Annotated in this window: 19 protein-coding genes; 13 read left to right on the forward strand and 6 right to left on the reverse strand. The window is 43.2% G+C overall.

Annotated features, from left to right (window positions below; genetic code table 11):
- Positions 1-71: 71 nt before the first annotated feature.
- The 8 genes from M2470_RS08635 (at position 72) to M2470_RS08670 (ending at position 11,166) form a co-directional block, all read left to right on the forward strand.
- Complete coding sequence (locus M2470_RS08635) at positions 72-3,227, forward strand: TonB-dependent receptor (RefSeq protein WP_280744497.1); 3,156 nt, start codon at positions 72-74, stop codon at positions 3,225-3,227.
- Between the two features lie 18 nt (positions 3,228-3,245).
- Positions 3,246-4,784 carry a RagB/SusD family nutrient uptake outer membrane protein gene (locus tag M2470_RS08640; protein WP_280744496.1) on the forward strand — a complete coding sequence of 513 codons (1,539 nt, stop codon included), beginning with the start codon at positions 3,246-3,248 and terminating at the stop codon, positions 4,782-4,784.
- A 19-nt stretch (positions 4,785-4,803) separates the two neighbouring features.
- Positions 4,804-5,682: a hypothetical protein gene (locus tag M2470_RS08645; RefSeq protein WP_280744495.1), complete on the forward strand. Its 879-nt coding sequence runs from the start codon at positions 4,804-4,806 to the stop codon at positions 5,680-5,682.
- A 122-nt stretch (positions 5,683-5,804) separates the two neighbouring features.
- Positions 5,805-8,063, forward strand: a complete 2,259-nt coding sequence (gene bglX, locus M2470_RS08650) for a beta-glucosidase BglX (RefSeq protein WP_280744494.1) — start codon at positions 5,805-5,807, stop codon at positions 8,061-8,063.
- A gap of 156 nt (positions 8,064-8,219) precedes the next feature.
- A complete protein-coding gene (gene efp / locus M2470_RS08655) occupies positions 8,220-8,786 on the forward strand; it encodes an elongation factor P (protein ID WP_280744493.1) in 567 nt (188 codons plus the stop codon).
- A 112-nt stretch (positions 8,787-8,898) separates the two neighbouring features.
- Complete coding sequence (radC, locus tag M2470_RS08660; RefSeq protein WP_280744492.1) at positions 8,899-9,588, forward strand: DNA repair protein RadC; 690 nt, start codon at positions 8,899-8,901, stop codon at positions 9,586-9,588.
- A gap of 478 nt (positions 9,589-10,066) precedes the next feature.
- The gene (locus tag M2470_RS08665) at positions 10,067-10,387 is read left to right on the forward strand and encodes an iron-sulfur cluster assembly protein (RefSeq protein ID WP_280744491.1); all 321 of its coding nucleotides are present in this window, start codon (positions 10,067-10,069) and stop codon (positions 10,385-10,387) included.
- Positions 10,388-10,398: 11 nt separating this feature from the next.
- Entirely contained in the window at positions 10,399-11,166 is a 768-nt protein-coding gene (locus tag M2470_RS08670; protein WP_280744490.1) for a UDP-2,3-diacylglucosamine diphosphatase, read from the forward strand.
- Between the two features lie 77 nt (positions 11,167-11,243).
- Here the strand turns inward: M2470_RS08670 and M2470_RS08675 are convergent, their stop codons facing one another.
- The 4 genes from M2470_RS08675 to folP form a co-directional block, all read right to left on the reverse strand.
- On the reverse strand, positions 11,244-12,446 hold the full coding sequence (locus M2470_RS08675) for an acetate kinase (protein ID WP_280744489.1): 1,203 nt from the start codon (positions 12,444-12,446) through the stop codon (positions 11,244-11,246).
- A 15-nt stretch (positions 12,447-12,461) separates the two neighbouring features.
- Positions 12,462-13,475 carry a phosphate acetyltransferase gene (gene pta / locus M2470_RS08680; RefSeq protein ID WP_280744488.1) on the reverse strand — a complete coding sequence of 338 codons (1,014 nt, stop codon included), beginning with the start codon at positions 13,473-13,475 and terminating at the stop codon, positions 12,462-12,464.
- Positions 13,476-13,620: 145 nt separating this feature from the next.
- Positions 13,621-14,388: a diadenylate cyclase CdaA gene (cdaA, locus tag M2470_RS08685; RefSeq protein WP_280744487.1), complete on the reverse strand. Its 768-nt coding sequence runs from the start codon at positions 14,386-14,388 to the stop codon at positions 13,621-13,623.
- Positions 14,389-14,392: 4 nt separating this feature from the next.
- Positions 14,393-15,235, reverse strand: coding sequence for a dihydropteroate synthase (gene folP, locus M2470_RS08690; protein ID WP_280744486.1), 843 nt, complete (start codon positions 15,233-15,235; stop codon positions 14,393-14,395).
- Positions 15,236-15,324: 89 nt separating this feature from the next.
- Between folP and murF the strand changes: the two genes are divergently transcribed.
- On the forward strand, positions 15,325-16,608 hold the full coding sequence (murF, locus tag M2470_RS08695) for a UDP-N-acetylmuramoyl-tripeptide--D-alanyl-D-alanine ligase (protein ID WP_280744485.1): 1,284 nt from the start codon (positions 15,325-15,327) through the stop codon (positions 16,606-16,608).
- A gap of 6 nt (positions 16,609-16,614) precedes the next feature.
- On the opposite strand, the gene M2470_RS08700 is transcribed toward murF, so the two are convergent.
- Positions 16,615-18,873 (reverse strand): DUF2339 domain-containing protein, encoded by a 2,259-nt coding sequence (locus M2470_RS08700; RefSeq protein WP_280744484.1) that lies wholly within the window; start codon positions 18,871-18,873, stop codon positions 16,615-16,617.
- A 109-nt stretch (positions 18,874-18,982) separates the two neighbouring features.
- Between M2470_RS08700 and M2470_RS08705 the strand changes: the two genes are divergently transcribed.
- A complete protein-coding gene (locus M2470_RS08705; protein WP_280744483.1) occupies positions 18,983-19,738 on the forward strand; it encodes a sulfite exporter TauE/SafE family protein in 756 nt (251 codons plus the stop codon).
- 18 nt (positions 19,739-19,756) lie between these two features.
- Here the strand turns inward: M2470_RS08705 and tyrS are convergent, their stop codons facing one another.
- The gene (gene tyrS, locus M2470_RS08710; protein ID WP_280744482.1) at positions 19,757-21,049 is read right to left on the reverse strand and encodes a tyrosine--tRNA ligase; all 1,293 of its coding nucleotides are present in this window, start codon (positions 21,047-21,049) and stop codon (positions 19,757-19,759) included.
- 284 nt (positions 21,050-21,333) lie between these two features.
- Here tyrS and M2470_RS08715 point away from each other — a divergent pair, with 284 nt between their 5' ends.
- Genes M2470_RS08715 through lpdA form a run of 3 tightly spaced genes read left to right on the forward strand, consistent with a single transcriptional unit; the run spans position 21,334 to position 23,520 of the window.
- The gene (locus M2470_RS08715) at positions 21,334-21,762 is read left to right on the forward strand and encodes a PH domain-containing protein (protein ID WP_280744481.1); all 429 of its coding nucleotides are present in this window, start codon (positions 21,334-21,336) and stop codon (positions 21,760-21,762) included.
- Positions 21,759-22,181, forward strand: a complete 423-nt coding sequence (locus tag M2470_RS08720) for a hypothetical protein (protein ID WP_280744480.1) — start codon at positions 21,759-21,761, stop codon at positions 22,179-22,181. The genes M2470_RS08715 and M2470_RS08720 overlap by 4 nt, the downstream gene beginning before the upstream one ends.
- Positions 22,171-23,520 (forward strand): dihydrolipoyl dehydrogenase, encoded by a 1,350-nt coding sequence (gene lpdA / locus M2470_RS08725; protein ID WP_280744479.1) that lies wholly within the window; start codon positions 22,171-22,173, stop codon positions 23,518-23,520. The genes M2470_RS08720 and lpdA overlap by 11 nt, the downstream gene beginning before the upstream one ends.
- Positions 23,521-23,613 lie beyond the last annotated feature (93 nt).

Genomic DNA, 23,613 nt, shown 5'->3' on the forward strand with positions numbered 1-23,613 from the left:
ATGTTATCAATTGTATCGGTCCTTTAAATTTGCGGCAAGATATTAATATGTCAATCTTAAATTAGTAATTCATGAGAAATCTATTTACAACCCTTCTCTTATTATGTGCAACCTTTTCTGTAGTTGCTCAAAATGTGCAGATAAAAGGTGTAGTGGTTTCGGGATCTGACAATTTCCCGCTACCAGGTGTGAATGTTGTAGTGAAAGGAACTACAAACGGAACGATGACCGATATGGATGGTCAGTTCGTGTTATCAGCTCCCGCAGGGAGTACCTTATCCATCACGTACGTAGGCTTCAAACCGCTTGAACTAAAAGCCGATGCCTCTCGCGTAATGAATATTTCTATTCATGAAGATACCGAATTACTCGACGAAGTAGTAGTAGTAGGTTATGGTGTGCAAAAGAAAAGTGTAGTAACAGCTGCTATCAGTAGTGTGAAGGCTGAAGACTTGGGTAAACTGACTCCAAACCGTATAGAGAATATACTGAAAGGACAGGTATCCGGTGTGCAGGTAACTACCTTGTCGGGACAGCCCGGTACGGATGCCAAAGTACGTATCCGTGGTATCGGAACCGTAAACAACAGCGACCCTTTATACATTATAGACGGTATGGCTGTAGACGGAGGTATCCGCAACCTGAACCCTGCAGATATTGAGTCTGTAGAGATTTTAAAGGACGCTGCTTCTGCTGCTGTGTATGGTGCACGTGCTGCCAATGGTGTAGTATTGGTTACCACAAAGAGCGGGAAAACAGGCAAAGCCCGTATTACCTATGATTTCAGTTACGGGCTTCAGAATCCCTGGAAAAAGAAAACCGTATTGAATGCCGAGCAGTATATGATCTACCGGAATGAAATGAGCCTGAATGGTGGTGGCGCTATGCTGTACTCACAAGATCAGATCAGCGCAGCCCGCAACGGACAGATCACCAGCACAGACTGGCAAGATGAGGTGTTCAATGACAATGCACCGATCATGAACCACCAGGTGAATATCTCCGGCGGTAGCGAAAAGGGCAGCTATTATCTGTCATTAGGCTATTTCGACCAGGAAGGCATCATTGGCGGTAACTATAATGTATCGAATTACGACCGCTGGACAATCCGTTCCAACAATAGCTACGAGGTATTAAACGCCCAGAAAGAAAGATCGTTCCTGAATAAAGTAACGGTTGGCAGCAACCTGAGTTATTCAAGAGGTAAGTCTACCTATGTTCCGGGTGGAGCCAACTCAGAGTTCGGTTCTGTACTGGGTAGTGCGCTTGTTATATCTCCACTATTAGGTGTATATGCTTCGGAAGCAGAAGCTGCAGAAATACTGGCTGCTCATCCGCATGCTGTAACCGACAAGAACGGAAATGTATTTTCTTTGTCTCCTTCCGGATTCCAGGAAATTGTAAATCCGGTAGCCTTGATGAACAGACCGCAACGGACAAAACACAATGAGGATAAGATTATCGGTACATTCTTTGCCGAAGTAGATATCTTTGAAGGACTGAAGTTTAAGAGCAGTTATGGTGTAGACCTTGCTTTCTGGGGCGAAGATTCTTACTCTTTCCCATTCTATTTATCACAGATGAACCGCTTGGAAAACAGCTATGATACAAGTGTAAGCTCGCAGATGAACAGAGGTTTCACCTGGCAGGTAGAAAACGTATTCACGTATAATAAAACAATCAACGGAAAACATAATATCGGTTTGATGGCCGGACAGTCCGGACGGAAGAATAATACCCGCCAACTACAAGGTACAGACTATGATATGCTGTCATACGACCCTTATATGGCTACGATTAACTCAGCCATTGCAGATCGTGAGCGCGAAAGAACATCAGGCTATACCAATCAGAGTACATTTGCGTCTTACTTCGGACGTGTAGACTATAACTTCGACGAACGTTATATGATTCAGGCAACGGTTCGCCGTGACGGTTCCGACAAGTTCGGATCGAACAACAAATGGGGTACTTTCCCATCTGTATCTGCCGGTTGGAATGTTACAAATGAAGCCTTTATGGAAGGCCGTCCCGAATGGTTCAACTACATGAAGCTGCGTGGTAGCTGGGGTATAAATGGTAACGATAAGATCGATGCATTTGCCTATGCCAGTTTGATGGATGGTGGACAGAACTATTATTTCGGAACCGGAAACTCAGAATACATGCAGTATGGTGTAAGTGGTGGTCGTTTGGCTAACCCCGACCTGAAGTGGGAAGAATCCAAACAAACCGATATAGGTGTGGATATGCGTTTCTTCAACCATGCACTGACTTTCACTTTCGATTATTTCAAGAAGAAAACCGACGGTATGTTGAAGCTGTTACCTATCCCTACTTATGTAGGACGTTCGGCTCCTTATACCAATGCAGGAAAGATGGAAAACTGGGGGCTTGAGTTCGACCTGGGCTACCGCTTTAATGTATCCGACTTCGTATTCGATATCAAAGGAAATGCTTCTTATGCAAAAACAACATTGATTGATATAGGTGTTCCTGCCGGACAGGAAATGACAGGTGGCTCGGGTGCAGCCGGAGTAGACGACTTTATTCGTTCTGAAAACGGGAAAGATTATCCTTACTTCTATGGTTGGAAAACAGACGGAATCCTGCAAACACAAGCTGAAGCAGATGCCTATAACGCAAAGTATAAAACATCAGCTGTTCCGGGAGACGTGCGCTTCAAGGACTTGAACGATGATGATATTATAGATGATAACGACCGGACGAAGATTGGTCGTGGTGTGCCCGACTGGACATATGGTTTGACATTGAATGCCGAATATAAAGGCTTCGACCTGTATATGTTCTTCCAGGGAGTATTAGGTGTTGATATCTTTGATATCTCACAACGTGCGGATATTGCCGGAGCAAACCGCCCAGCCTGGATTATGGACAGATGGACCGGACCTGGTACGTCTGACAAACTTCCGCGTGTAACATCGGTAGATACCAACCGTAACTGGCGTGCCTCTGATATCTATGTGAAAAACGGTAACTATGTACGTTTGAAGAACATCCAACTTGGATATACCATTCCGAGAAATATCATCAACAAGGCGGGAATTGACAATCTCAGACTGTTTGTCGGAGCAGAAAACCTGCTTACGTTCACCGGTTATAAAGACGGCTTTGACCCTGAAATCGGGGAAGGAAACTTTGGTGTAGACAAAGGTAACTATCCACAAGCCCGTACGATTACTTTCGGAGCAAGTATTTCTTTCTAATCTTAAAATTGACTAACAATGAAACAGAACATTCTAAAATATATCATTGCAGGGACAGTTATGCTGAGTGTCTCTTCCTGTGGAGACGATTTTCTGACAGTGAAGTCTTCCGACAAGCTGGAAGCCGGAGCTCCTGCCTCCGTTCAAACGATAGAACAAAGTTTGGCTTCTGCTTATCAGATCCTTCTATTCGACAACTATGCAAATGGAAGCTACAACAGTGTTGTGCTGATGGGTGACTTGCGCTCGGACGACCTCTATAAAGGGGGTGGTGATGCCAATGACCAGGCAGGTCTGTACTTCCTGTCATTGTTTGAAAACAATCCGTCGGACGTACCAAGTGGCTTGTGGAATATCTATTATACCGGCTTGAGCCGTACCAATGGTATCATCCTGTCATGCGAACAGGCAACAGACGGAACGGAAGCACAGATCAACCGTTTCTCAGCCGAAGCACATGCCTTACGTGCTTACTATGTGCATTACCTGTGGAAAATGTGGGGGAATGTACCTTACTTCGAAGGAGAATTACCTGATCCTTATCTGGCAAAACAATATACTGCCGACGAAGTCTATAAAGAAATCATGGAAGACCTGGAATTTGCTATTTCAGGAGATAAATTACCTTCTGCCGTTTCGGGTGCTGAAGCAGGACGTGTAACCAAGGCAATGGCTCAGATGTTGAGAGCACGTGTTGTGATGTATCAGAAAGACCAGTCTATGTACAATCAGGTATTGGCAGACATGGTAGAAATTATCAACAACCCGGCATACGGATTGATGGATAACCTGGAAGATGTATTCCTGCCGTCAGGTGAGTTCTGCAAAGAATCAATCTTTGAAAGCAACCAACGTCCGGAAGGAAAAGACTGGAGCAACTCATGGGGTGGCTACGGAACGAACCTTCCTGCCTTTATATCTCCCAACTCATTTACCGATCCGGATGGTGTCTTTATCGGAGGATGGGGATTTGGCCCGGTACGAAAAGCGGCTTATGATATGTATGCTGCCGATGATACCCGTAGAGCAGCCAGTATCAACGACTGGACTTCTGTAGAGTATGGCAAACGCTTCCAGGATACAGGCTATTTCATGCGCAAATATGCTGCACGCAAAGAGTGTAACGTAGTAATATCAGGGGCTAACGACCTGAACTTTGATAATAACCTGCGTATCTTCCGCTTGGCAGAAACCTATCTGAATGCAGCAGAGCTATTGGTGGGTGGTGCTACTGCATCTGGAGCTCAATCGGCTCAGACATACCTGGACGCTGTACGTAAAAGAGCTTTTGGTGACAAGTTTGAGCAGAATAAGGTTACAGCTACATTAGAAAATATAAAGAAAGAACGTCGTCTGGAATTTATGGGCGAAGGTCTTCGCTATTGGGATTTGGTACGTTGGGGAGATGCTCCGAAGGTATTGACCGAAAGTAATGCGGAATACTCATCAACCCGTACATGGAGCGAAGCAACCGACAAATACCTCCCGATACCTCAGGGTGAAATAGACAAAACATCTGGTTTGGGTGAGTTCGAGTTAAAACAAAATCCATATTAATTTCTTTTAATTTATTCGTATGAAAAAGATAATCAATATATTATTCGCTGCACTTCTGCTGGTAAACTTCTCTTCTTGTGATCCACAGGAAGATGGCTTGAAAAACTTAGGAAATGTTGTTGCAGCCGGAGATATTAAAGTAAGTGTGACGCCGGATACATCTGATCCCAACTTATTCCACTTTGCTTTAACAACCCCTAATTGTGTGGGTATCTTTACTTGTCCTGAAGCATCTATCAATAAAACAGGTGTTCTGGAGTTTTCGCAGAGTATTTCTTGGGCAAATAACTATGTATTAAACGTTCAAGTGTATAATAAAGCCGGTATTTCGGAAGCTGTACAGATACCGTTTACTGTTACGGAAACAGACCCTTCTATCTGTGAAAACAAATTGTTTAAACTGTTGACTGGTGGTTGTGATGCTCCGAACGGAAAGACCTGGCGTATCAAGGGTGAAGTAGAAGGCCATGTTGGTTGTGGAGAAGAAGGTTCATCTACCAATAACTGGTGGAACCCGGCTCCGTTTGAATTGAATAGTGCGTTGTATGATGATGATATTACTTTCATTCTGAACCCTGAGCAACAGATGGTTTTAGACAACAAGGGAGCTTCGTTGATGAATGAATCTACAGCTTCTTTGTTCCCCGACGGAGATTCTTCCGGTTCGTTTGTGACAACACATTATAAGCCATCTACTGATGCCGGTTGGGCTATTACTACTGAAAACGGCGAAAACTGGTTGGTGTTGAGCAATGCTTTCCCTGCTTATGCCGTGAATGAAGGAGCCGTTACAAATGGCAGATACAAAATTGTTTCTCTGACAGAAACAGATATGCATATAGTCTTTTTACCGGGTGGAATCAGCTGGCATTACCTGCTGACATCAAGCCCGCGCTGAAAGATTGTTTAAGGTTAATAAATACTGTCACGACAGGCCTGCTCTTCTGTGGGAAGACAGAAACGGGCGGGCCTGTCTTTTTTTGAGTAAAGAAACCAAGATATAAAGCAAAGTATATAATAATGAGAAATATAATAACTATCGCCATATGCATGATCTCAATTCTTTTGCTGTCTTGTGAAAACAAAACTTCTGCCGTTGTTAGCGCTAAGGATAATGACGTTGAAAAAAGGATAGAGGCCTTGTTGAAACAGATGACATTGGAAGAGAAGATCGGACAAATGTACCAGATCAGCTCTTTTGATAATAGTGGCAAGATGCAGGAACTTGTAAAGAAAGGAGAAATAGGTTCTGTATTAAATCTGACCAATCCCGAAGTAATCAATGCTCTCCAGCAAGTAGCTATGGAAGAAAGCCGTTTGAAGATCCCTCTGATTGTTGGACGGGATGTTATACATGGTTTTAAAACGATTTTCCCTATTCCTTTGGGACAGGCAGCCTCTTTTAACCCTCAGTTGGTAGAGGATGGAGCCCGGGTAGCTGCCATAGAAGCTGCTTCCTGTGGAATTAACTGGACTTTTGCCCCGATGATAGACATCGCCCGCGATCCTCGCTGGGGACGTATAGCCGAGAGTCTGGGAGAAGATCCTTATCTGACTTCCGTATTGGGAGCTGCCATGATTAAAGGTTTTCAGAGTGAGGATTTGTCTGGCCGGACAGCGATTGCAGCCTGTCCGAAGCACTTTGTAGGATACGGAGCTGCCGAAGCCGGAAAGGATTATAATTCTACTTTTATTCCGGAAAGAACATTGCGTAATGTGTATCTGCCGTCTTTTGAAACAGCAGTAAGAGCAGGTGCAGCTACCTTTATGACATCCTTTAATGATAACGACGGAGTACCCTCTTCCGGTAATAAATTCATTCTGGATCAGGTATTGCGGAAGGAGTGGCAGTTTGATGGCTTTGTTGTTTCGGACTGGGAATCCATTCGTGAAATGATACCTCATGGCTTCTGCAAAGACGAAAAAGAAGCAGCCGAAAAAGCTGTAAATGCCGGTGTAGACATGGAAATGGTAAGCCCTACCTATACCAAATACCTCAAAGAGTTGCTGGACGAAGGAAAGGTGAAAATGGCAACAATAGACAATGCCGTGCGCAACATTCTGCGAATCAAATTCCGTCTGGGCTTGTTTGAAAACCCATTTGTAGATATCAACAGCCCATCGGTATTGTATGCGGAAGAGCATCTGCAAAAAGCAAAGCAGGCAGCTATTGAATCGGCTGTTTTATTGAAGAACGAAAAGGCGACTCTCCCTCTGAACGAACAAGTAAAAACAATCGCCGTTATAGGCCCGATGGCTGATGCACCGCATGACCAAATGGGCACCTGGGTATTTGATGGCGACAAGAACTATACGCAAACTCCGCTGAAAGCATTACAAGCTGCTTATGGAGATAAAATTCGCATCCTGTATGCGAAAGGTACGGAATATAGTCGCGATAAGAGTACGGCAGGTATTCCGGCAGCTGTAGCTGCAGCTCGCAATGCGGATGTTGCGTTGATTTTTGTAGGTGAAGAATCTATTCTGTCGGGCGAAGCACATAGTTTGACGGACTTACACCTGCAAGGTGCACAAAGCGAACTGATTGAGGCTGTTGCAAAGACCGGCAAACCGGTAGTTACAGTTGTAATGGCAGGTCGTCCGCTTACAATCGGGCGGGATGTAGAACATTCGCAGGCTGTATTATATAATTTCCATCCCGGAACAATGGGTGGTCCTGCTATTATTGATTTGTTATTTGGGAAAGCAGTTCCCAGTGGAAAACTGCCCGTTACATTCCCCAAGAATGCAGGACAAACCCCTATGTATTATGCACACAACAATACGGGACGCCCTTATCAGGGAAACGAAACAATGTTGGCAGATATCCCATTGGAAGCAGGACAGACTTCACTGGGTAATACTTCTTTTCACCTGGATGCAGGCTTCGATCCATTGTATCCGTTTGGTTACGGCCTTTCCTACACTACCTTTGAATACAGCAACCTGGCACTCTCTGCCGGAACATTAAAACCGACAGATGTGCTTACGGTTACTATTGACATCACTAACACAGGGAAGCATGATGCTACCGAGATTGCTCAACTATACACGCAAGATTGCTTTGCATCCGTAACCCGTCCGGTAAAAGAGCTGAAACGTTTTGAACGCATCAGTCTGAAAGCCGGAGAGAAAAAGACGCTTACATTCACCCTGCCTGTTGAAGAGCTGGCTTTCTATAACATAGACATGAAAAAAGTGGTAGAAGCAGGTAACTTCAATCTGTGGGTAGGCCCTCATAGTCAGGAAGGCCTGAAAGCTTCTTTTGTAGTGAATTAGCCCTAATTGACCTTTGTAAATATACTTCCCCACTCCTGTAAGGTTTTTTGTGTTCCTTGCAGAGTGGGGATTTTTTATGGATTTTATGTATCTTTGTACACTGTAAACAATAATGCTTCTGTAACAACTTAATAATTAAATAAATATAGAATTCATATGGCAACTACTGCTGATTTTAGAAATGGAATGTGCCTTGATATTGACGGCCAATATTTTTTCATAGTTGAATTTCTTCATGTTAAACCAGGTAAAGGTCCGGCTTTTGTTCGTACAAAACTAAAGAATGTAACAACCGGACGTGTACTTGATAAAACCTGGAACTCAGGTGTAAAAGTAGAAGAGGTTCGCATCGAACGTCGTCCGTATCAGTTCCTATATAAAGATGACATGGGATATAATTTCATGCACCCTGAAACATTTGAACAGATAACCATTCCCGGCGAAGGTATTAGCGGCGTACAATTCCTAAAAGACGGAGATATGGTAGAAGCCATGGTACATGCAGCCAGCGAAACAATCCTCACCTGTGAATTACCTGCACATGTAACATTGGAAATAACTTATACAGAACCAGGTATAAAAGGCGATACAGCTACCAATACCTTAAAACCAGCTACTGTTGAAACAGGAGCCGAAGTACGTGTTCCTTTGTTCATCAATGTAGGCGAGAAGATCGAAATCGATACTCGCGATGGTTCTTATGTAGGACGCGTAAGAGACTAAATTCAAAAAGCTTAATGAATTTAATGGACTTAATATACTTAATGAATTAGGATACATCCACTAAGTCCATTGAATTTATTAAGTCCATTAAGTCCGATTTATTTCCTTAACTATGAACAAGCTTTCCATAAAAGAATGGGCGGTAGAAGACCGTCCCCGTGAAAAGATGCTCCTGAAAGGGGGCTCTTCATTAAGTGACGCCGAATTGCTGGCCATACTGATTGGCTCGGGAAATAGCAAAGAATCGGCTGTTCAATTATCCCAACGTATTCTTCATTCTGTAGATAATAATCTGAATTCTTTAGGGAAACTCTCCATAAAAGAGTTGACAAACCGTTTCAATGGAATCGGTGAAGCTAAAGCTGTATCTATTCTTGCCGCTATGGAGTTGGGACGGAGGCGGAATGGGAGCGAGAGGGCTAAACTGGAAAAGATCACCTGTAGTATGGATGCTTTCCGGCTTTTTCAGCCACTCCTTTGCGATTTATCCTACGAAGAAGTGTGGGTAGCCTTAATCAGCCAATCAGGAAAAGTAATAGATAAAATCAAAATAAGCCAGGGAGGCGTAAACGAAACGGCAGCCGATCTACGATTGATTTTGAAGGCGGCTATTAATGCGTTGGCTTCAGGTATCATTTTGTGCCATAATCATCCTTCCGGAAATCTCCTTCCAAGTGCTGCAGATAACACATTAACCAAACGTTTGCAAGAGTCCGCTGGTCTGATTGGTATAAGATTGCTCGATCACATCATCATAGCCGATAACACTTATTACAGTTATGCTGATGAAGGAAATATATAATCAATAATTAATTAAAGATAATAATATAATGAAATAACCTATGTAAATAATCTATAGAATGAGAATAAGATATATTATATAATTAATATTAAAATGGAAGATATTCTACTTTAATATATATTGATAGTATATAATTTCTATTTTACTTCTAGTGATATATTTATATATTAACCATATAATCTTAATAAAATCACTCATCTCCCGACAATATTTGCTCATTTGTAAAATAAAATGACTTACATATAAATAATTTCATATTATATTCTATGGTTGAATATTGTATATTAAATGTATAATTTAAAATATAATTTCATATATAATAAGTATAATAATTTGATATAATCTAAATTATATATTAATAAGTATATTTAATATTATTATTTTCAATTAAAAATGGTATTATACAAGTACTTTCACAAGCCTTCCTATGGATGGTTGAATAAAAATTGCGTATTTTTGTATTCAAATTAAGGAGATTATGAGTAATAACGAATTTCTTCAGACAGAAGAGGCCATTGTGGCTGTACTTAAGACCGTATACGATCCGGAAATACCAGTAAATGTGTATGATCTGGGCTTGATATATAATGTAGATGTCGATAAAGAAAAAAATGTACGTATCGATATGACGCTTACTGCACCGAACTGTCCTGCAGCAGACTTTATACTGGAAGATGTACGCATGAAAGTGGAGGGTGTTGAAGGAGTGAAGAGTGTGGACATTAATCTGGTATTCGACCCGATGTGGGATAAGGATATGATGTCGGAAGAGGCTAAGCTGGAGCTGGGTTTTCTTTAAGATAGCCAAGGATGGAGATAAACTGTAAAAAAATCTATTTTGCTTCGGACGCTCATTTGGGCGCCCGTTTTCATAAAGATCCCTTAGCTGTTGAAAAGAAGCTGGTGCGCTGGCTTGACAGCATTAAGCAGGATGCAGCATCGGTATGGTTACTGGGCGATGTCTTTGATTATTGGTATGAATATAAATATGTTGTTCCTAGAGGATTTGTCCGTTTTTTAGGAAAACTGGCGGAGTTGTCTGACTTGGGAATAGAAATTCATATTTTCATAGGCAATCATGATGTGTGGATGTTCGACTACCTTCCAAAGGAAATAGGCGCAATTATCCATCATGATGTGCTAACCATAGATTTGCTGGGAAAGCGTTTCTTTCTGGGGCATGGTGATGAAATAGATTATCGCAGCAAGGCATTTCGTTTCATGCGCCTCTTATTTCGCAATAAATTCTGCCAATGGCTGTATGCTGGTATTCATCCCCGCTGGACATTCGGTTTTGCCCTGGGCTGGTCGTTGAGCAGTCGAAAAAGCGGGATCCAAAAAGAAGAAGAAATGGAATACCAGGGAGAGGCGTACGAATACCTTGTCGATTTCTCTAAAAACTACCTGAAAGATCATCCCGACATCAACTACTTTATCTTTGGGCATCGCCATATCATGCTTGATTTGATGCTCAGCCGTACTTCTCGCCTGATTGTTGCCGGCGACTGGATGAAACTTTTCTCTTATGTAGAATGGGACGGCGAAACACTTGCCTTGAAGCAATTTGAAGAAGAATAAAAAAAGACTGCCCCAACCGATGTCGGAGCAGTCCAAACACTAATCCTAATGTTTGTGTAAGCTGTGAGGATTAGTACTTATTTTTTGCCTAGTATTTCCATGGTGTCGGAAGCAATCATGAACTCTTCGTCTGTTGGCACAACGATAACCGTAACCTTGCTGTCGGGTGTACTGATCACCATTTCTTCGCCACGCATACCATCATTCTTTTCTACATCCAGTTTTACGCCCATAAATTCCATGTCGCGACACACTTCTTCGCGTGTTGCCCACTGATTTTCTCCTACTCCGCCGGTGAAGACAATAATGTCTACTCCGCCTAATGCAGCAGCATAAGCACCAATGTATTTCTTGATCCGATAGTTATATACTTTAAGCGCCAGTATAGCACGTTTGTCGCCTTCGGCTACCGCAGCTTCTATTTCACGCATATCAGAAGAGATACCGGATAGTCCCCATACACCACTTCGTTTGTTGATCAGATCGGAGATACCTTTTGCATCCAGGCTATCCTTGTCCATGATGTAAGTAAGAGCGCCGGCGTCGATATCTCCGCAACGGGTACCCATCAGTAAACCTTCCACAGGGGTCAGCCCCATAGAGGTGTCAACTGATTTCCCATTCTTTACAGCTGCAATTGAGCCTCCGTTTCCAATGTGTGCTGTTATGATGCGTTGCTTTTCGTAAGGAACGCCTAATACTTCACAGGCACGGGCAGATACATAGCGGTGGCTCGTTCCATGAAAACCATAGCGGCGTACACCGTATTTTTTATACATGGAGTAGGGCAGACCGTACATATAGGCATAATCCGGCATTGTCTGATGGAAGGCTGTGTCGAATACTCCTACTTGCGGTATTTCGGGCATCAAGGTCTGCATAGCCCGGATACCTTTCAGGTTGGGCGGATTATGTAGTGGAGCTAGATCGATACATTCTACCATTTTTCCGATTACTTCTGAGGTTATCAGCACACTACTGCTAAATTCTTCCGCACCATGAACCACCCGGTGGCCTACTGCATCTATTTCGTTAAGCGAACTGATACAACCATATTCTTTGCCAGTTAAGACGCTTAATATGAACTCTATGGCGGCATTATGTTCCGGCAAGTCACGTTCCAGAACTACTTTTTTCCCGTCAGGCAATGTGAATTTAAGAAAAGAGCCCGGAAGCCCCAGTTTTTCAACGCCTCCCTGGGCCATCACGTCGTGCTTGTCCATGTCAAACAATTTGTATTTGACAGATGAACTACCACAATTTAAAACTAAAATCTTCATGTTGTATATAATTCTTTATTTGGCAGCTTTAAGCGCTATTGCCTGATTGGCAGTAATAGCTACCATTTTGTAAATATCATCCGAAGAGCATCCGCGTGACAAATCGTTCACCGGAGCAGCCATTCCCTGAAGGATCGGGCCTACGGCATCTGCATTTCCTAAACGTTCTACCAACTTATAGGCAATGTTCCCAACTTCAAGCGAAGGGAATACCAGTACATTCGCTTTTCCGGCTATTTCACTTCCGGGAGCTTTTTTATTTCCGACAGAAGGAACTAAAGCTGCATCACTTTGTAGTTCTCCGTCTATTTTCAGATCCGGTTCCATTTCCTTAGCCAGGCGAGTAGCTTCTACCACCTTGTCGATCATTTCATGTGAGGCACTACCCTTTGTAGAGAAGCTCAGCATGGCAACACGTGGTTCTACATTTGCTATCGCACGGGTGGTGCGACCTGTGGCAACGGCAATTTCCGCCAGTTCAGATGCTGTAGGGTTCGGCACTACTGCACAGTCGGCAAAAACCAACAGTCCGTTCTCTCCGTATTGAGGCGTTTTGGTAAACATCAGGAAAGCACCTGATACGCTACTCATGCCCGGAGCTGTTTTTATAATTTGAAGAGCCGGACGAAGTACATCCCCCGTTGTGTTCAGAGCCCCGGCAATTTCGCCGTCGGCATCTCCAGCTTTAATCATTAAGCAACCTATGTACAATGGATTTTCGGCAAGAGTGGAAGCCTTCTCAAGAGTCATTCCCTTTTTCTGGCGCAATAGATATAATAACTCAGCATACGAATCTTTTTTCGGATAATTAAGTGGATCGATGATTGTTGCTTTGTCAATGTGATTCAGTCCGAAATCGCTGGCCAGCTTTTTAATCTCGGCAGGATTTCCAATTAAGATGATGTCGGCCACTTGATCGGCCAGTAAACGGTCGGCGGCTTTAAGTGTTCTTTCCTCTGTTCCTTCGGGGAGAACAATGCGCTGTTTGTTAGCTTTAGCACGTGCAATAACTTCTTGCAATAATTCCATTTGGGAAGAAAATTTAGATTATTTAATAATTATCATGGTAATACAGCTGCAAAAGTAATCAAAATGCAATATCGAGTTTGCAAAAATGCAAATGAATTTGCATGCAGATATGACAGATTTGGAATATTTAACAGATGAAGCTGAATTATTGATTTTCCGACAGCATTTGCTGCAGTTCTTCAGCAGTAATATTGAGCGTTAGTTTTCCTTGTCGGGCAACTGATATTTTACCCCGTTCTTCCGATACGATAATCACCAACGCATCAGTTTCCAAAGACATTCCTAATCCGGAGCGGTGACGCAGTCCCAGATCTTTAGAGATAACTACATTTTGTGCCACCGGAAGGATACAACCGGCTGCTTTAATCTTGCTGTCGGCTATAATCATGGCGCCATCGTGCAGGGGACTGTTCTTGAAAAATATATTTTCAATCAGGCGGGCATTTACATCTGCATTGAACATCTCTCCGGTATGCTCGTATACCGACAGATCCATCTCTTTCTGAATAACAATCAAGGCTCCGGTCTTTTTACGTGCCATATTCATACAGGCCAAAACTACCGGAGCGATGTATTTCTTTTCGTTTTCATCTTCGGAATTCCTGCGAAAAAATAATTTGTTCAAAAACTTCCATCCTTTATGAGAGCCCAATGCCAGCAGGAAACGCCGTATTTCATCCTGGAATAATATGACCAATACAATTACCCCTACACTCACCAATTTGTCGAGGATAGAGCCCATCAGTTTCATCTCTAAAACCTGTGATACGAGTATCCAAACGACCAGGAAGGAGATAATCCCGCTGAAAAGAGCCATCGTTCCTGAGCTTTTCATTAATTTGTAAGCATAATACAGGAAGAAGGCTACTAGCAGTATATCAATCACATCTTTTATTCCAATATGCATCCACATAGCTTTATTGCGCGTTTTTATATTTGCTTACTATCTTTACTACTTCCACGGCTTCTTTTACATCATGTACCCGTAGGATATCGGCACCATTCATCAATGCCAGGGTATTCAACACGGAAGTACCATTTAAACTATCAGACGGAGTGCTTTCGAGTAACCTGTATATCATCGCTTTGCGTGAGATACCAACCAAAAGCGGTAGCCCGAAGATACCAAATTCTTTTAAATAATGCATCAAACGGTAGTTCTGATCGATAGTTTTGCTGAAGCCAAAGCCCGGATCAAGGATAATATCATTTACTCCCAGCAATTCAAGCTGATACACCTTGTCTGCAAAATATTTTCGTATATCTATAATAAGGTGCTCATAGTCGGTATATTGCTGCATGGTTTGAGGCGTTCCGCGCATATGCATCATAATATAAGGTACCCGCAGGTCTGCAACGGTTTGAAACATATCCTTATCCAGTTCTCCTCCGGCAATGTCGTTGATGATGGCTACTCCGAACTCTTCTACACAGCGGCGGGCAATAGCCGCGCGGAAGGTATCTACCGAAATAATAACGTCCGGATAGTGAGCATTCAATATCTTCAACGCAAAGACAAGACGTTCCATTTCTTCTTCCGGAGAAACCTCTGCTGCATCCGGGCGAGATGAATACCCCCCGATGTCAATCATGCCTCCTCCTTCATTCAGGATTGCTTCGATCCGCTCGTGAATGTCTTTCTCTGTTTGTTTACGGCTTCCTGCATAAAATGAATCGGGTGTAATGTTTAATATCCCCATTACAACAGGCGTTTCCAATGATAGTAAGTTCCCTTTTATGTTGATAGACCTTTGTCCCACGTGTATTTAATTTATAAACATTTAGCCACAAAAGTACGGAATTAATAAATATCCGTTACATTTGTACATTATAAAACGTTTTTAACCTTATGACTATTTCTGATTTATATCAAGTTTATCTTCGTCACCCGCAGATCACGACAGATAGCCGCAATTGTCCGAAAGGATCTTTGTTCTTCGCATTGAAGGGTGAAAAGTTTGACGGAAACCAATTTGCGGAAAAAGCCTTAGCTATCGGATCTGATTATGCGGTAATAGACAATCCCGATTATTACAAAGGCGAACGTACCATATTGGTAGACGATGTCCTGAAAACCTTACAACAGTTGGCGCAACGCCATCGTAAGCTTTTGGGTATTCCCGTTATAGGGATTACCGGAACCAACGGAAAGACAACCACAAAAGAACTAGTGGCGACTGTTTTATCTTCTAAATTTAATTTGCTGTATACGCAAGGCAATCTGAACAACCATATTGGTGTACCGCTTACTTTGCTTCGCCTGGATCATGACCATGAACTGGCCGTTATAGAGATGGGTGCCAGCCATGTAGGCGATATTAAAGAGTTGGCAGAGATAGCCCAGCCTAATTACGGAATAATTACCAATGTAGGGCATGCGCACTTGGAAGGCTTCGGTTCTTTCGAAAATATAGTGAAGACCAAAGGCGAGTTGTATGATTATATTCGCCGGACCAAAGGTGTGATCTTTATTAAGAAGGAAGATAAAGAGCTGCAGGCTATAGCCAAAGGCATAGAACAGGTAACCTACGGAACTTCCGAAGATGCCTTTGCCTCGGGACTTGTAGTAAGTAACACCCCTGTCCTTACCTTCAACTGGAAGCAACAGGGGAAGATACATACTGTGGAGACACAGCTGATAGGCGACTACAACCTGGATAATGTACTGGCAGCTGTTGCTGTGGGACGTTATTTTAAAATACCCGCCGAACGTATCAGCCGGGCCATTGCAGCCTATGAACCGACAAACAATCGGTCTCAGTTGAAGAAAACGGAAAAGAACGATCTTATCATCGATGCCTACAACGCAAATCCGGACAGCATGAAGGCTGCATTGGATAATTTTGCAGCAATGGAAGTATCTCCCAAAGCAATTATCTTAGGGGATATGAAAGAGCTTGGCGCCGACAGCGAGGCCTTGCATGCAAAAATTATCGAAAAGGTCAAAGCCGGAAAATTTGAAAAAGTCTTCCTTTGTGGCGACTGCTTCAGTAAGACGGGAAAAGGCTTTGAGGTATATCGAACAACCGATGAACTGATAGCCGCCTTGCAGGCAACCCCCTTGGAGGGTTACCATATCTTACTGAAAGGTTCGCGTGGCATGGCACTTGAAAAAGTAGCCGATATCCTGTAATAAACCTTATTCCGGCAATTCCTCTTTTGTTGCTACTGCGCCGTCTTTGTCATTATCGAACAAGACGGCTTTTAGTTTTTGGTAAAGGAATGACAACACCAGCAAGATGATTCCCAGGATAATAAAGACGATAATCTTGCCTACCGTCGGCATCAACCACAAGTCTACTACTACCAGTTTCAACAATACGATGCCGAAAGTGGCTAAACTGATCATTCGCAGCGTTTTCAGATGTAATCTCATACCCAAAGACATTTGTATAAACCCGGCAATACCCAGGGCAATAGACAATCCGGCATTGGCCTCGTCGGTAAGGGATAACAGGCTCAACAGGTTATAAGTAGTCATCACCAATATGATCGTGTATAACAGACTGAGATACAAAGCCACCCGGCGGGCTGTTTTGCTACCGAATCCTTCTTGCTTATAATAGATGCTGGCCAGATAGATACCATGTGCCACTACAACAAGCAAGGCAGCCCATTGGAATACACGCAATATAGCATCGGAGTCGTACGCATGATTCACCAGATTAGAAAGGCTGATAAACGACAAAGCGGAAACTCCCAGCAACACCATATACCCTCTGATATGCGAATAGATAGAAAAGCGCGAATGATACAACCAAGTGAGCAGGAAGATGACAATTGTTGTAAAAAGCCGCATCAATACCTGCGCAAACAGCTTATTCCCGATGTAGAGGTAAAACTCAAGGATAAAGGCTACATAAAATACAAGAGTGCCGGTTATTACAGCTATGGCATTATGAGGCGAGAACCGGATCCAGCCTTTTTCAGGAAGGGCTTCTTTCACTCGATCCAGCAAGTAAGCTGATATCATGCACGCTCCGCCGGTAAACAAGCCGGTCAGGAATAGCCCATTAATAAACATAGATTTATCGGGAGAGGCGCCCCACGTCAGTGCATTCTCAATGTCCAACAGGTAAGAAATCAGGGTAAGGGCAAAAAGTAAAAGAGCAAAGAATTCATACACCTTCTGGCGAAAGCGGGTATAGAGTAGCATAACAAGCACTAATTCGGAAGCCCAGAATATCGTGATCATCGAGCCTTCCAACTGGATAGGAACGGTTATAGACACAAATGTCAATGCCAGCCAAAGGAAGGTCTGGAGCAGGAACGGAAAACGCTCACCCCGTTTCCGTATCCAGAAAAAGGTAGCGATATTCACCAATGCGATAAAGAGAGTAATTGCCCCGCCATAATTGGATACATAATGCATCTGCCAGTGAAGTGTAAGGGCATAATAAAGGAAGATAAAGTTGTTGAGGATAATAACAGCCAGTAATAGCTGGTTGATAGACTGTCGGTTAATTCGTACAATCGGAGCCACAGATGCCTGGAATATAAGATAGAAAAGTGTGGCAAATATCTGCAAGTGAATCAGTTTTACATTGCCGACAAGCAACATATCTGTCTTTAATATGTACAAGGCAAATGTAAGCCAGGTAAGCAGGAAGCAGGCAATCGGCAACTCACCCCATTTTTTATACAGGGAGAGGGCGAACATACCCATATTCAGGATGACAACATAGCTAAATAGTGTGATGTAATTATCAGAGCCACTGCTTACTAAGAAAGGAGCGACAAATCCACCTACCAGAGCCACCAATGCCAGTTCGCGCCTATCATACCATATCGCCAGTCCACTCATCAAAACAGTAAACAAAACCAGCAGGATAAAGGCTCCGGTTTGGCTGAACAAGGCATAATAGTGATAGGCAACAGCTACTGTAACATAGAAAATGGCAAAGCCACCCCCCGCCAACACAGAGCTAAATGCATGATATTTCTTCCTCAATACCCACGAAAGCGTAATTAGCCCACCACCTACAGCAAAACCCAGCAGGGTACGCAATACCTCGTTAATCCAGTTTTTATCAATCGCATATTTAACGAAGAATCCCATCCCTATCACCAGGATCAGGATACCAATCTTGCCAAATAAATTCTCACCGATATATTTCTCATAATCAATAGGAGTCCGTTCTTTCTTAGGCTTTTTAGGCTTCGCTAGCACCGGAGACGGCTTTTGCACCGGAGGAAGAGTAACTGTCTTTTCCTCCACCTGAGTTTTGGCTTGTACAACAGCTTCGGATACGGGTTGTTTTACATCAAGCCCTCCCTTCAGCATCTTCACCTCTTTCATCAATGCATCAATCTTCGTCTGTGTTTTATGCAGGTTTTTATACAGGTTAATCCAAATCAGAATCAATAGCAAAATAACAAAAAGCAAGGCTGTTTCCATAATAAATCCCTTTAGTTATCAGGCGCTAATATACGGATTTCCCCGGTAAAACCTTTTGATACTCTTTCTATTCTGTTACTTTTGCATCCGGTTAGTAAAAAAATGAGTTATGTCGGATCTTTCTTTATGGATGAATACGCCTTATGATTGGGTGCTTCTTTTCGGATGTGCTTTGTTGATTGGTATGTCTAAAACGGGCATTCAGGGGATTACTTTATTGGCTATTCCGCTGATGGCTGTCAACTTTGGGGCGAAGGCCTCTACGGGATTGATTTTACCGATGCTTTGCTTCTCCGATCTGATTGCTGTTTTTTATTATCGGCGGACGGCAGAATGGAAGTATATATTCAAGCTACTTCCGGCAGCTGTAGCGGGTTTCTTTCTGGCAATACTTGTAGACAAACTCATTCCGGCAGACGAGTTTAAGCGCCTGATGGCCATCTGTATTTTCCTGGGCTTGGCGGTAATGTTCTGGTCGGAGAAGAAGGGGAAAGACAGTAAAGTATTTACCACCTGGTGGTATGCTCCGCTATTCGGATTGATGGGTGGTTTTACAACCATGATAGGAAATGCAGCCGGTCCGGTTATGTCGGTCTATTTACTATCCATGCGCCTGCCCAAATACAGTTTTGTAGGGACAAGCGCATGGTTCTTTTTATTGGTAAATTACCTGAAACTTCCTTTGCAGATCTTTGTCTGGGAAAACATCTCTTTAGAAACGATCACCCTGAACGCCATCACGATACCCTTCATGATAATCGGCGCCATCATCGGCATCTATTTCGTAAAAAAAATCCCCGAAAAAACCTATCGCACCTTCATCATCGTAGTAACCATCCTCTCTACGCTGATGCTACTCTTTTGATGATCAGGTATACCTTTTTTATTTCGCAATCAGCAGGTAGTAGTTTTTCTTTCCTCTTTGTACCAGCAGATACTTATCGTTTAGTAAATATGAGCTATTGATAAGTGTTTCGGAGTCAGCCAGTTTTTCTTTGTTGAGGCTTACACCGCCGCTTTGTACTAATTTGCGCATTTCTCCTTTGGAGGGGAATACGGCTGCTTTTTCGGTACATAGGTCTATGGCTTTGATACCGGCAGACAGTTCGTCTCTGGAGATTTCAAACTGGGGAACGCCTTCAAATACAGACAATAAGGTGTCTTCGTCCAGCTTCTTCAAGGTTTCTGAAGTAGAGTTGCCAAACAGGATATTAGAGGCTTCTACTGCCAGATTGTAATCTTCTTCCGAGTGTACCATGACGGTAATCTCCTTAGCTAGACGCTTTTGCAACGGGCGAAGATGTGGGGCAGCTGCCTGTTCTTCTTCCAGAGCTGTGATCTCTTCGTGGCTTAAAGCGGTGAATATTTTGATGTATTTGGCTGCGTCATCGTCACTTACGTTCATCCAGAACTGGTAGAATTTGTAAGGAGAAGTATAGCGGCGATCCAGCCATACATTGCCTGTTTCTGTCTTGCCAAACTTGGTGCCGTCTGCCTTTGTGATAAGCGGGCATACAAGCGCAAAGGCTTCTCCGCTTGTTTTGCGGCGGATCAGCTCGGTTCCGGTAGTGATATTTCCCCACTGGTCTGAGCCACCCATCTGAATGCGGCATCCTTCTGTTTCGTAGAGGTGGAGGTAATCGTATCCTTGCAACAGTTGATAAGAGAATTCTGTAAATGACAGTCCCACACTGGATTCGGCACTCAAGCGTTTCTTTACCGAATCTTTAGCCATCATGTAATTGACGGTAAGGTGCTTGCCTATGTCGCGGATGAAATCAAGAAAGGTATAATTCTTCATCCAGTCGTAATTGTTCACAAGCTTTGCTGCATTCGGAGCATCCGAATCAAAGTCTAGAAACTTAGCTAATTGCTTTCTGATTCCTTCCTGGTTCCGACGGAGTGTTTCTTCGTCCAACAAGTTACGTTCTGCCGACTTCATAGAGGGGTCGCCAATCATACCGGTGGCTCCTCCTACGAGGGCGATCGGACGGTGTCCTGCGCGCTGGAAATGCTTCAGTATCATTACGCTTACCAGGTGTCCAATATGCAATGAATCAGCCGTAGGGTCTATGCCTACATAACCTGATGTCATTTCTTTCTGTAACTGTTCTTCTGTTCCGGGCATTACATCGTGTATCATGCCCCTCCATCTTAATTCTTCTACAAAATTCATCGTATTATTTATAACATGTTAAATAGTAAACTGCTGAACGCGGGCAAAGGTACGACTTATTTTACAAATGTCTCTAAAAAAGAGAGGCGTACTTCCTGAAAAAGGACACTTGTTTTTTGTTGCCGATATATATCAACAATTCTGCCGACATATGTCGGCAAGCCTGTCGATAATTATCAACAAGCTTGCCGATAACTATCGGCAATAAAAGTTGAGCAAAAGAAATCCGACTTAAGCCCTCAATACATTCGGACAATATCACTATCTTTCGCAAAAATAAAGAGATGGACAGGGTATTTAAATCGAAAGTAGACTGGTGGTATCATTTACTGATACTTATAATGGTATTTATTTGGGTTTTGGCAGCTATAAACGGGAATGTATTTCTGATTGTCGGCCTGTTGTTGGCTATTGCATTGGCAGTACATACCTTATTAAATACGGACTATACCATTACGGAAGGCGGCAGACTGATAGTACATTGTGGTATTTTCCCCAAAAAAGAAATAGCTGTTGAGGATATCCAAGCCCTGGAGCCTTCTATTTTGCCAATGCCCAGTTATTCGCTATCTTTAAACCGGATAATAATCTGGTCTGAAGGAAAGATGTGGATGTTTGTCTCACCCCGTAACCAACAGGGATTTGTCAAACTACTCCACGAACACAAACCGGAAATCAGAATCATAAAAGACGTAAATACAGACTCTTTATGAAAGTGCGTTATAGACAACAAGTATCTCGCAGTTTTAAGGGAATTATGCTGATACTCGCTTCGCAAGCTGTGTTCTGGCTCATTTATGGCTATGTGAAAGGTACTTCATCTGCAGGTTATCCGCTTTTGCTGTTGATTATTGTATCGTCTGTTTTGCAATATACCCAGCCTATCCGTATTACAGAGAAAAATCGGCTGCATGACGGATGGACAGAACATTCTTATTTTGTGGATATAGATTCCATACATACTGTCTTTTATGGAAATAAAGGAGGTATTTTGGTTTATTATACTTTCCAGGGCTCGGAGCGAAAACACCTGTACCGGGTGAAGGCTGAAGAACAGGAAGAATTGGTGGCAACTTTGAAACAACTGAATCCAAATATAAATCTTGAACAAGAAAGTGATTATGAAGTATGATGTAGCTATTATTGGCGGCGGACCGGCAGGATATACTGCTGCTGAAAGAGTAGGAGCCGCCGGGCTTTCCGTTGTATTATTTGAGAAAAACGCCCTGGGCGGAGTCTGCTTGAACGAGGGATGTATTCCTACAAAAACATTGCTTTATTCAGCTAAGGTGTATGATACGGTGAAAAGCGCCTCTAAATATGCAGTGGGAGCAGAGAATGCCTCTTACGACTTGCCGAAGATTATCGCCCGGAAGAACAAAGTAGTGAAGAAACTGGTGGCCGGTATTCGCATGAAAATGAAGGATCATCAGGTGGAAACAGTGGAAGGTTGCGCAGAAATAAAAGGCCGCGCTTCCGACGGAACCTTGTCTATTAGCTGCAACGAGGCGGTATACGAGGCAAAATACCTGATTATCTGTACCGGCTCGGAAACCGTCATCCCACCTATTCCCGGATTAGATCAAACGGAGTACTGGACTAGCCGGGAAGCGCTTCAAACAAAGGAATTGCCAACTTCGCTGATTATCATCGGAGGGGGTGTGATAGGAATGGAGTTTGCTTCTTTCTTCAACAGCCTGGGAAGTGATGTTTGTGTAGTAGAAATGCTGGACGAGATACTCACCGGAATGGACAAAGAGCTGGCAGCCCAACTACGTGCCGAATATGCCAAACGCGGCATCCGCTTCTATCTGGAGCACAAAGTAACAGGCGTACATGGTACAGAGGTGTCTGTAGAGAAGGATGGAGAGACAATTACCTTGCAGGGCGAGAAGGTGCTGCTCAGCGTAGGGCGCCGTCCGGTAAGCAAAGGCTTTGGTCTGGAAACCCTGGGTGTTGAAATGTTCCGCAGCGGTGTGAAAGTAAATGAATATATGCAGACTTCACTTCCGAATGTATATGCCTGTGGCGACATTACGGGCCACTCCCTGCTGGCTCATACGGCTGTAAGTGAAGCGGAAGTTGCAGTAAAACATATCCTGGGTAAAACCCAAGCCGCAATGAGCTACAAAGCCATTCCGGGCGTAGTGTATACCAACCCCGAGATTGTAGGGGTAGGAGCTACCGAAGAGCAGCTACAAGCCTCCGGAACAAACTATACCGTAAAAAAGATACCCATGGCATTCTCCGGCCGTTTTGTGGCAGAAAATGAGATGGGAAACGGTGTCTGCAAGATCATTCTGGCAGAAGATGAAACGATTCTTGGAGCACATCTGCTGGGGAACCCTTCCTCGGAGTTGGTTGTTATTGCAGGAATCGCTATAGAAAAAGGAATGAAAGCCGAAGAACTGGCCTCTTTTGTGTTCCCACACCCTACGGTAGGCGAAATACTAAAAGAGTCACTTGCTTGAGTAAATGTTAATCTTCTTTAAATATGAGGGGGCGTCGGAACAAAACGCCCCTTTTTTGCGTCTTAACATTACGAATGGTATTAAACAAACAGT

The organism is Parabacteroides sp. PH5-46, from assembly GCF_029892785.1.
Taxonomy (GTDB): Bacteria; Bacteroidota; Bacteroidia; order Bacteroidales; family Tannerellaceae; genus DFXE01.

Coding starts and splice junctions, on each gene's coding strand:
- tyrS (WP_280744482.1), bottom strand. CDS start 21,049: ATGAATTTTGTAGAAGAATTAAGATGGAGGGGCATGATACACGATGTA.
- M2470_RS08705 (WP_280744483.1), top strand. CDS start 18,983: ATGTCGGATCTTTCTTTATGGATGAATACGCCTTATGATTGGGTGCTT.
- M2470_RS08665 (WP_280744491.1), top strand. CDS start 10,067: ATGAGTAATAACGAATTTCTTCAGACAGAAGAGGCCATTGTGGCTGTA.
- efp (WP_280744493.1), top strand. CDS start 8,220: ATGGCAACTACTGCTGATTTTAGAAATGGAATGTGCCTTGATATTGAC.
- lpdA (WP_280744479.1), top strand. CDS start 22,171: ATGAAGTATGATGTAGCTATTATTGGCGGCGGACCGGCAGGATATACT.
- M2470_RS08720 (WP_280744480.1), top strand. CDS start 21,759: ATGAAAGTGCGTTATAGACAACAAGTATCTCGCAGTTTTAAGGGAATT.
- M2470_RS08635 (WP_280744497.1), top strand. CDS start 72: ATGAGAAATCTATTTACAACCCTTCTCTTATTATGTGCAACCTTTTCT.
- radC (WP_280744492.1), top strand. CDS start 8,899: ATGAACAAGCTTTCCATAAAAGAATGGGCGGTAGAAGACCGTCCCCGT.
- M2470_RS08675 (WP_280744489.1), bottom strand. CDS start 12,446: ATGAAGATTTTAGTTTTAAATTGTGGTAGTTCATCTGTCAAATACAAA.
- cdaA (WP_280744487.1), bottom strand. CDS start 14,388: ATGTGGATGCATATTGGAATAAAAGATGTGATTGATATACTGCTAGTA.
- murF (WP_280744485.1), top strand. CDS start 15,325: ATGACTATTTCTGATTTATATCAAGTTTATCTTCGTCACCCGCAGATC.
- M2470_RS08645 (WP_280744495.1), top strand. CDS start 4,804: ATGAAAAAGATAATCAATATATTATTCGCTGCACTTCTGCTGGTAAAC.
- M2470_RS08715 (WP_280744481.1), top strand. CDS start 21,334: ATGGACAGGGTATTTAAATCGAAAGTAGACTGGTGGTATCATTTACTG.
- pta (WP_280744488.1), bottom strand. CDS start 13,475: ATGGAATTATTGCAAGAAGTTATTGCACGTGCTAAAGCTAACAAACAG.
- bglX (WP_280744494.1), top strand. CDS start 5,805: ATGAGAAATATAATAACTATCGCCATATGCATGATCTCAATTCTTTTG.
- M2470_RS08700 (WP_280744484.1), bottom strand. CDS start 18,873: ATGGAAACAGCCTTGCTTTTTGTTATTTTGCTATTGATTCTGATTTGG.
- M2470_RS08670 (WP_280744490.1), top strand. CDS start 10,399: ATGGAGATAAACTGTAAAAAAATCTATTTTGCTTCGGACGCTCATTTG.
- M2470_RS08640 (WP_280744496.1), top strand. CDS start 3,246: ATGAAACAGAACATTCTAAAATATATCATTGCAGGGACAGTTATGCTG.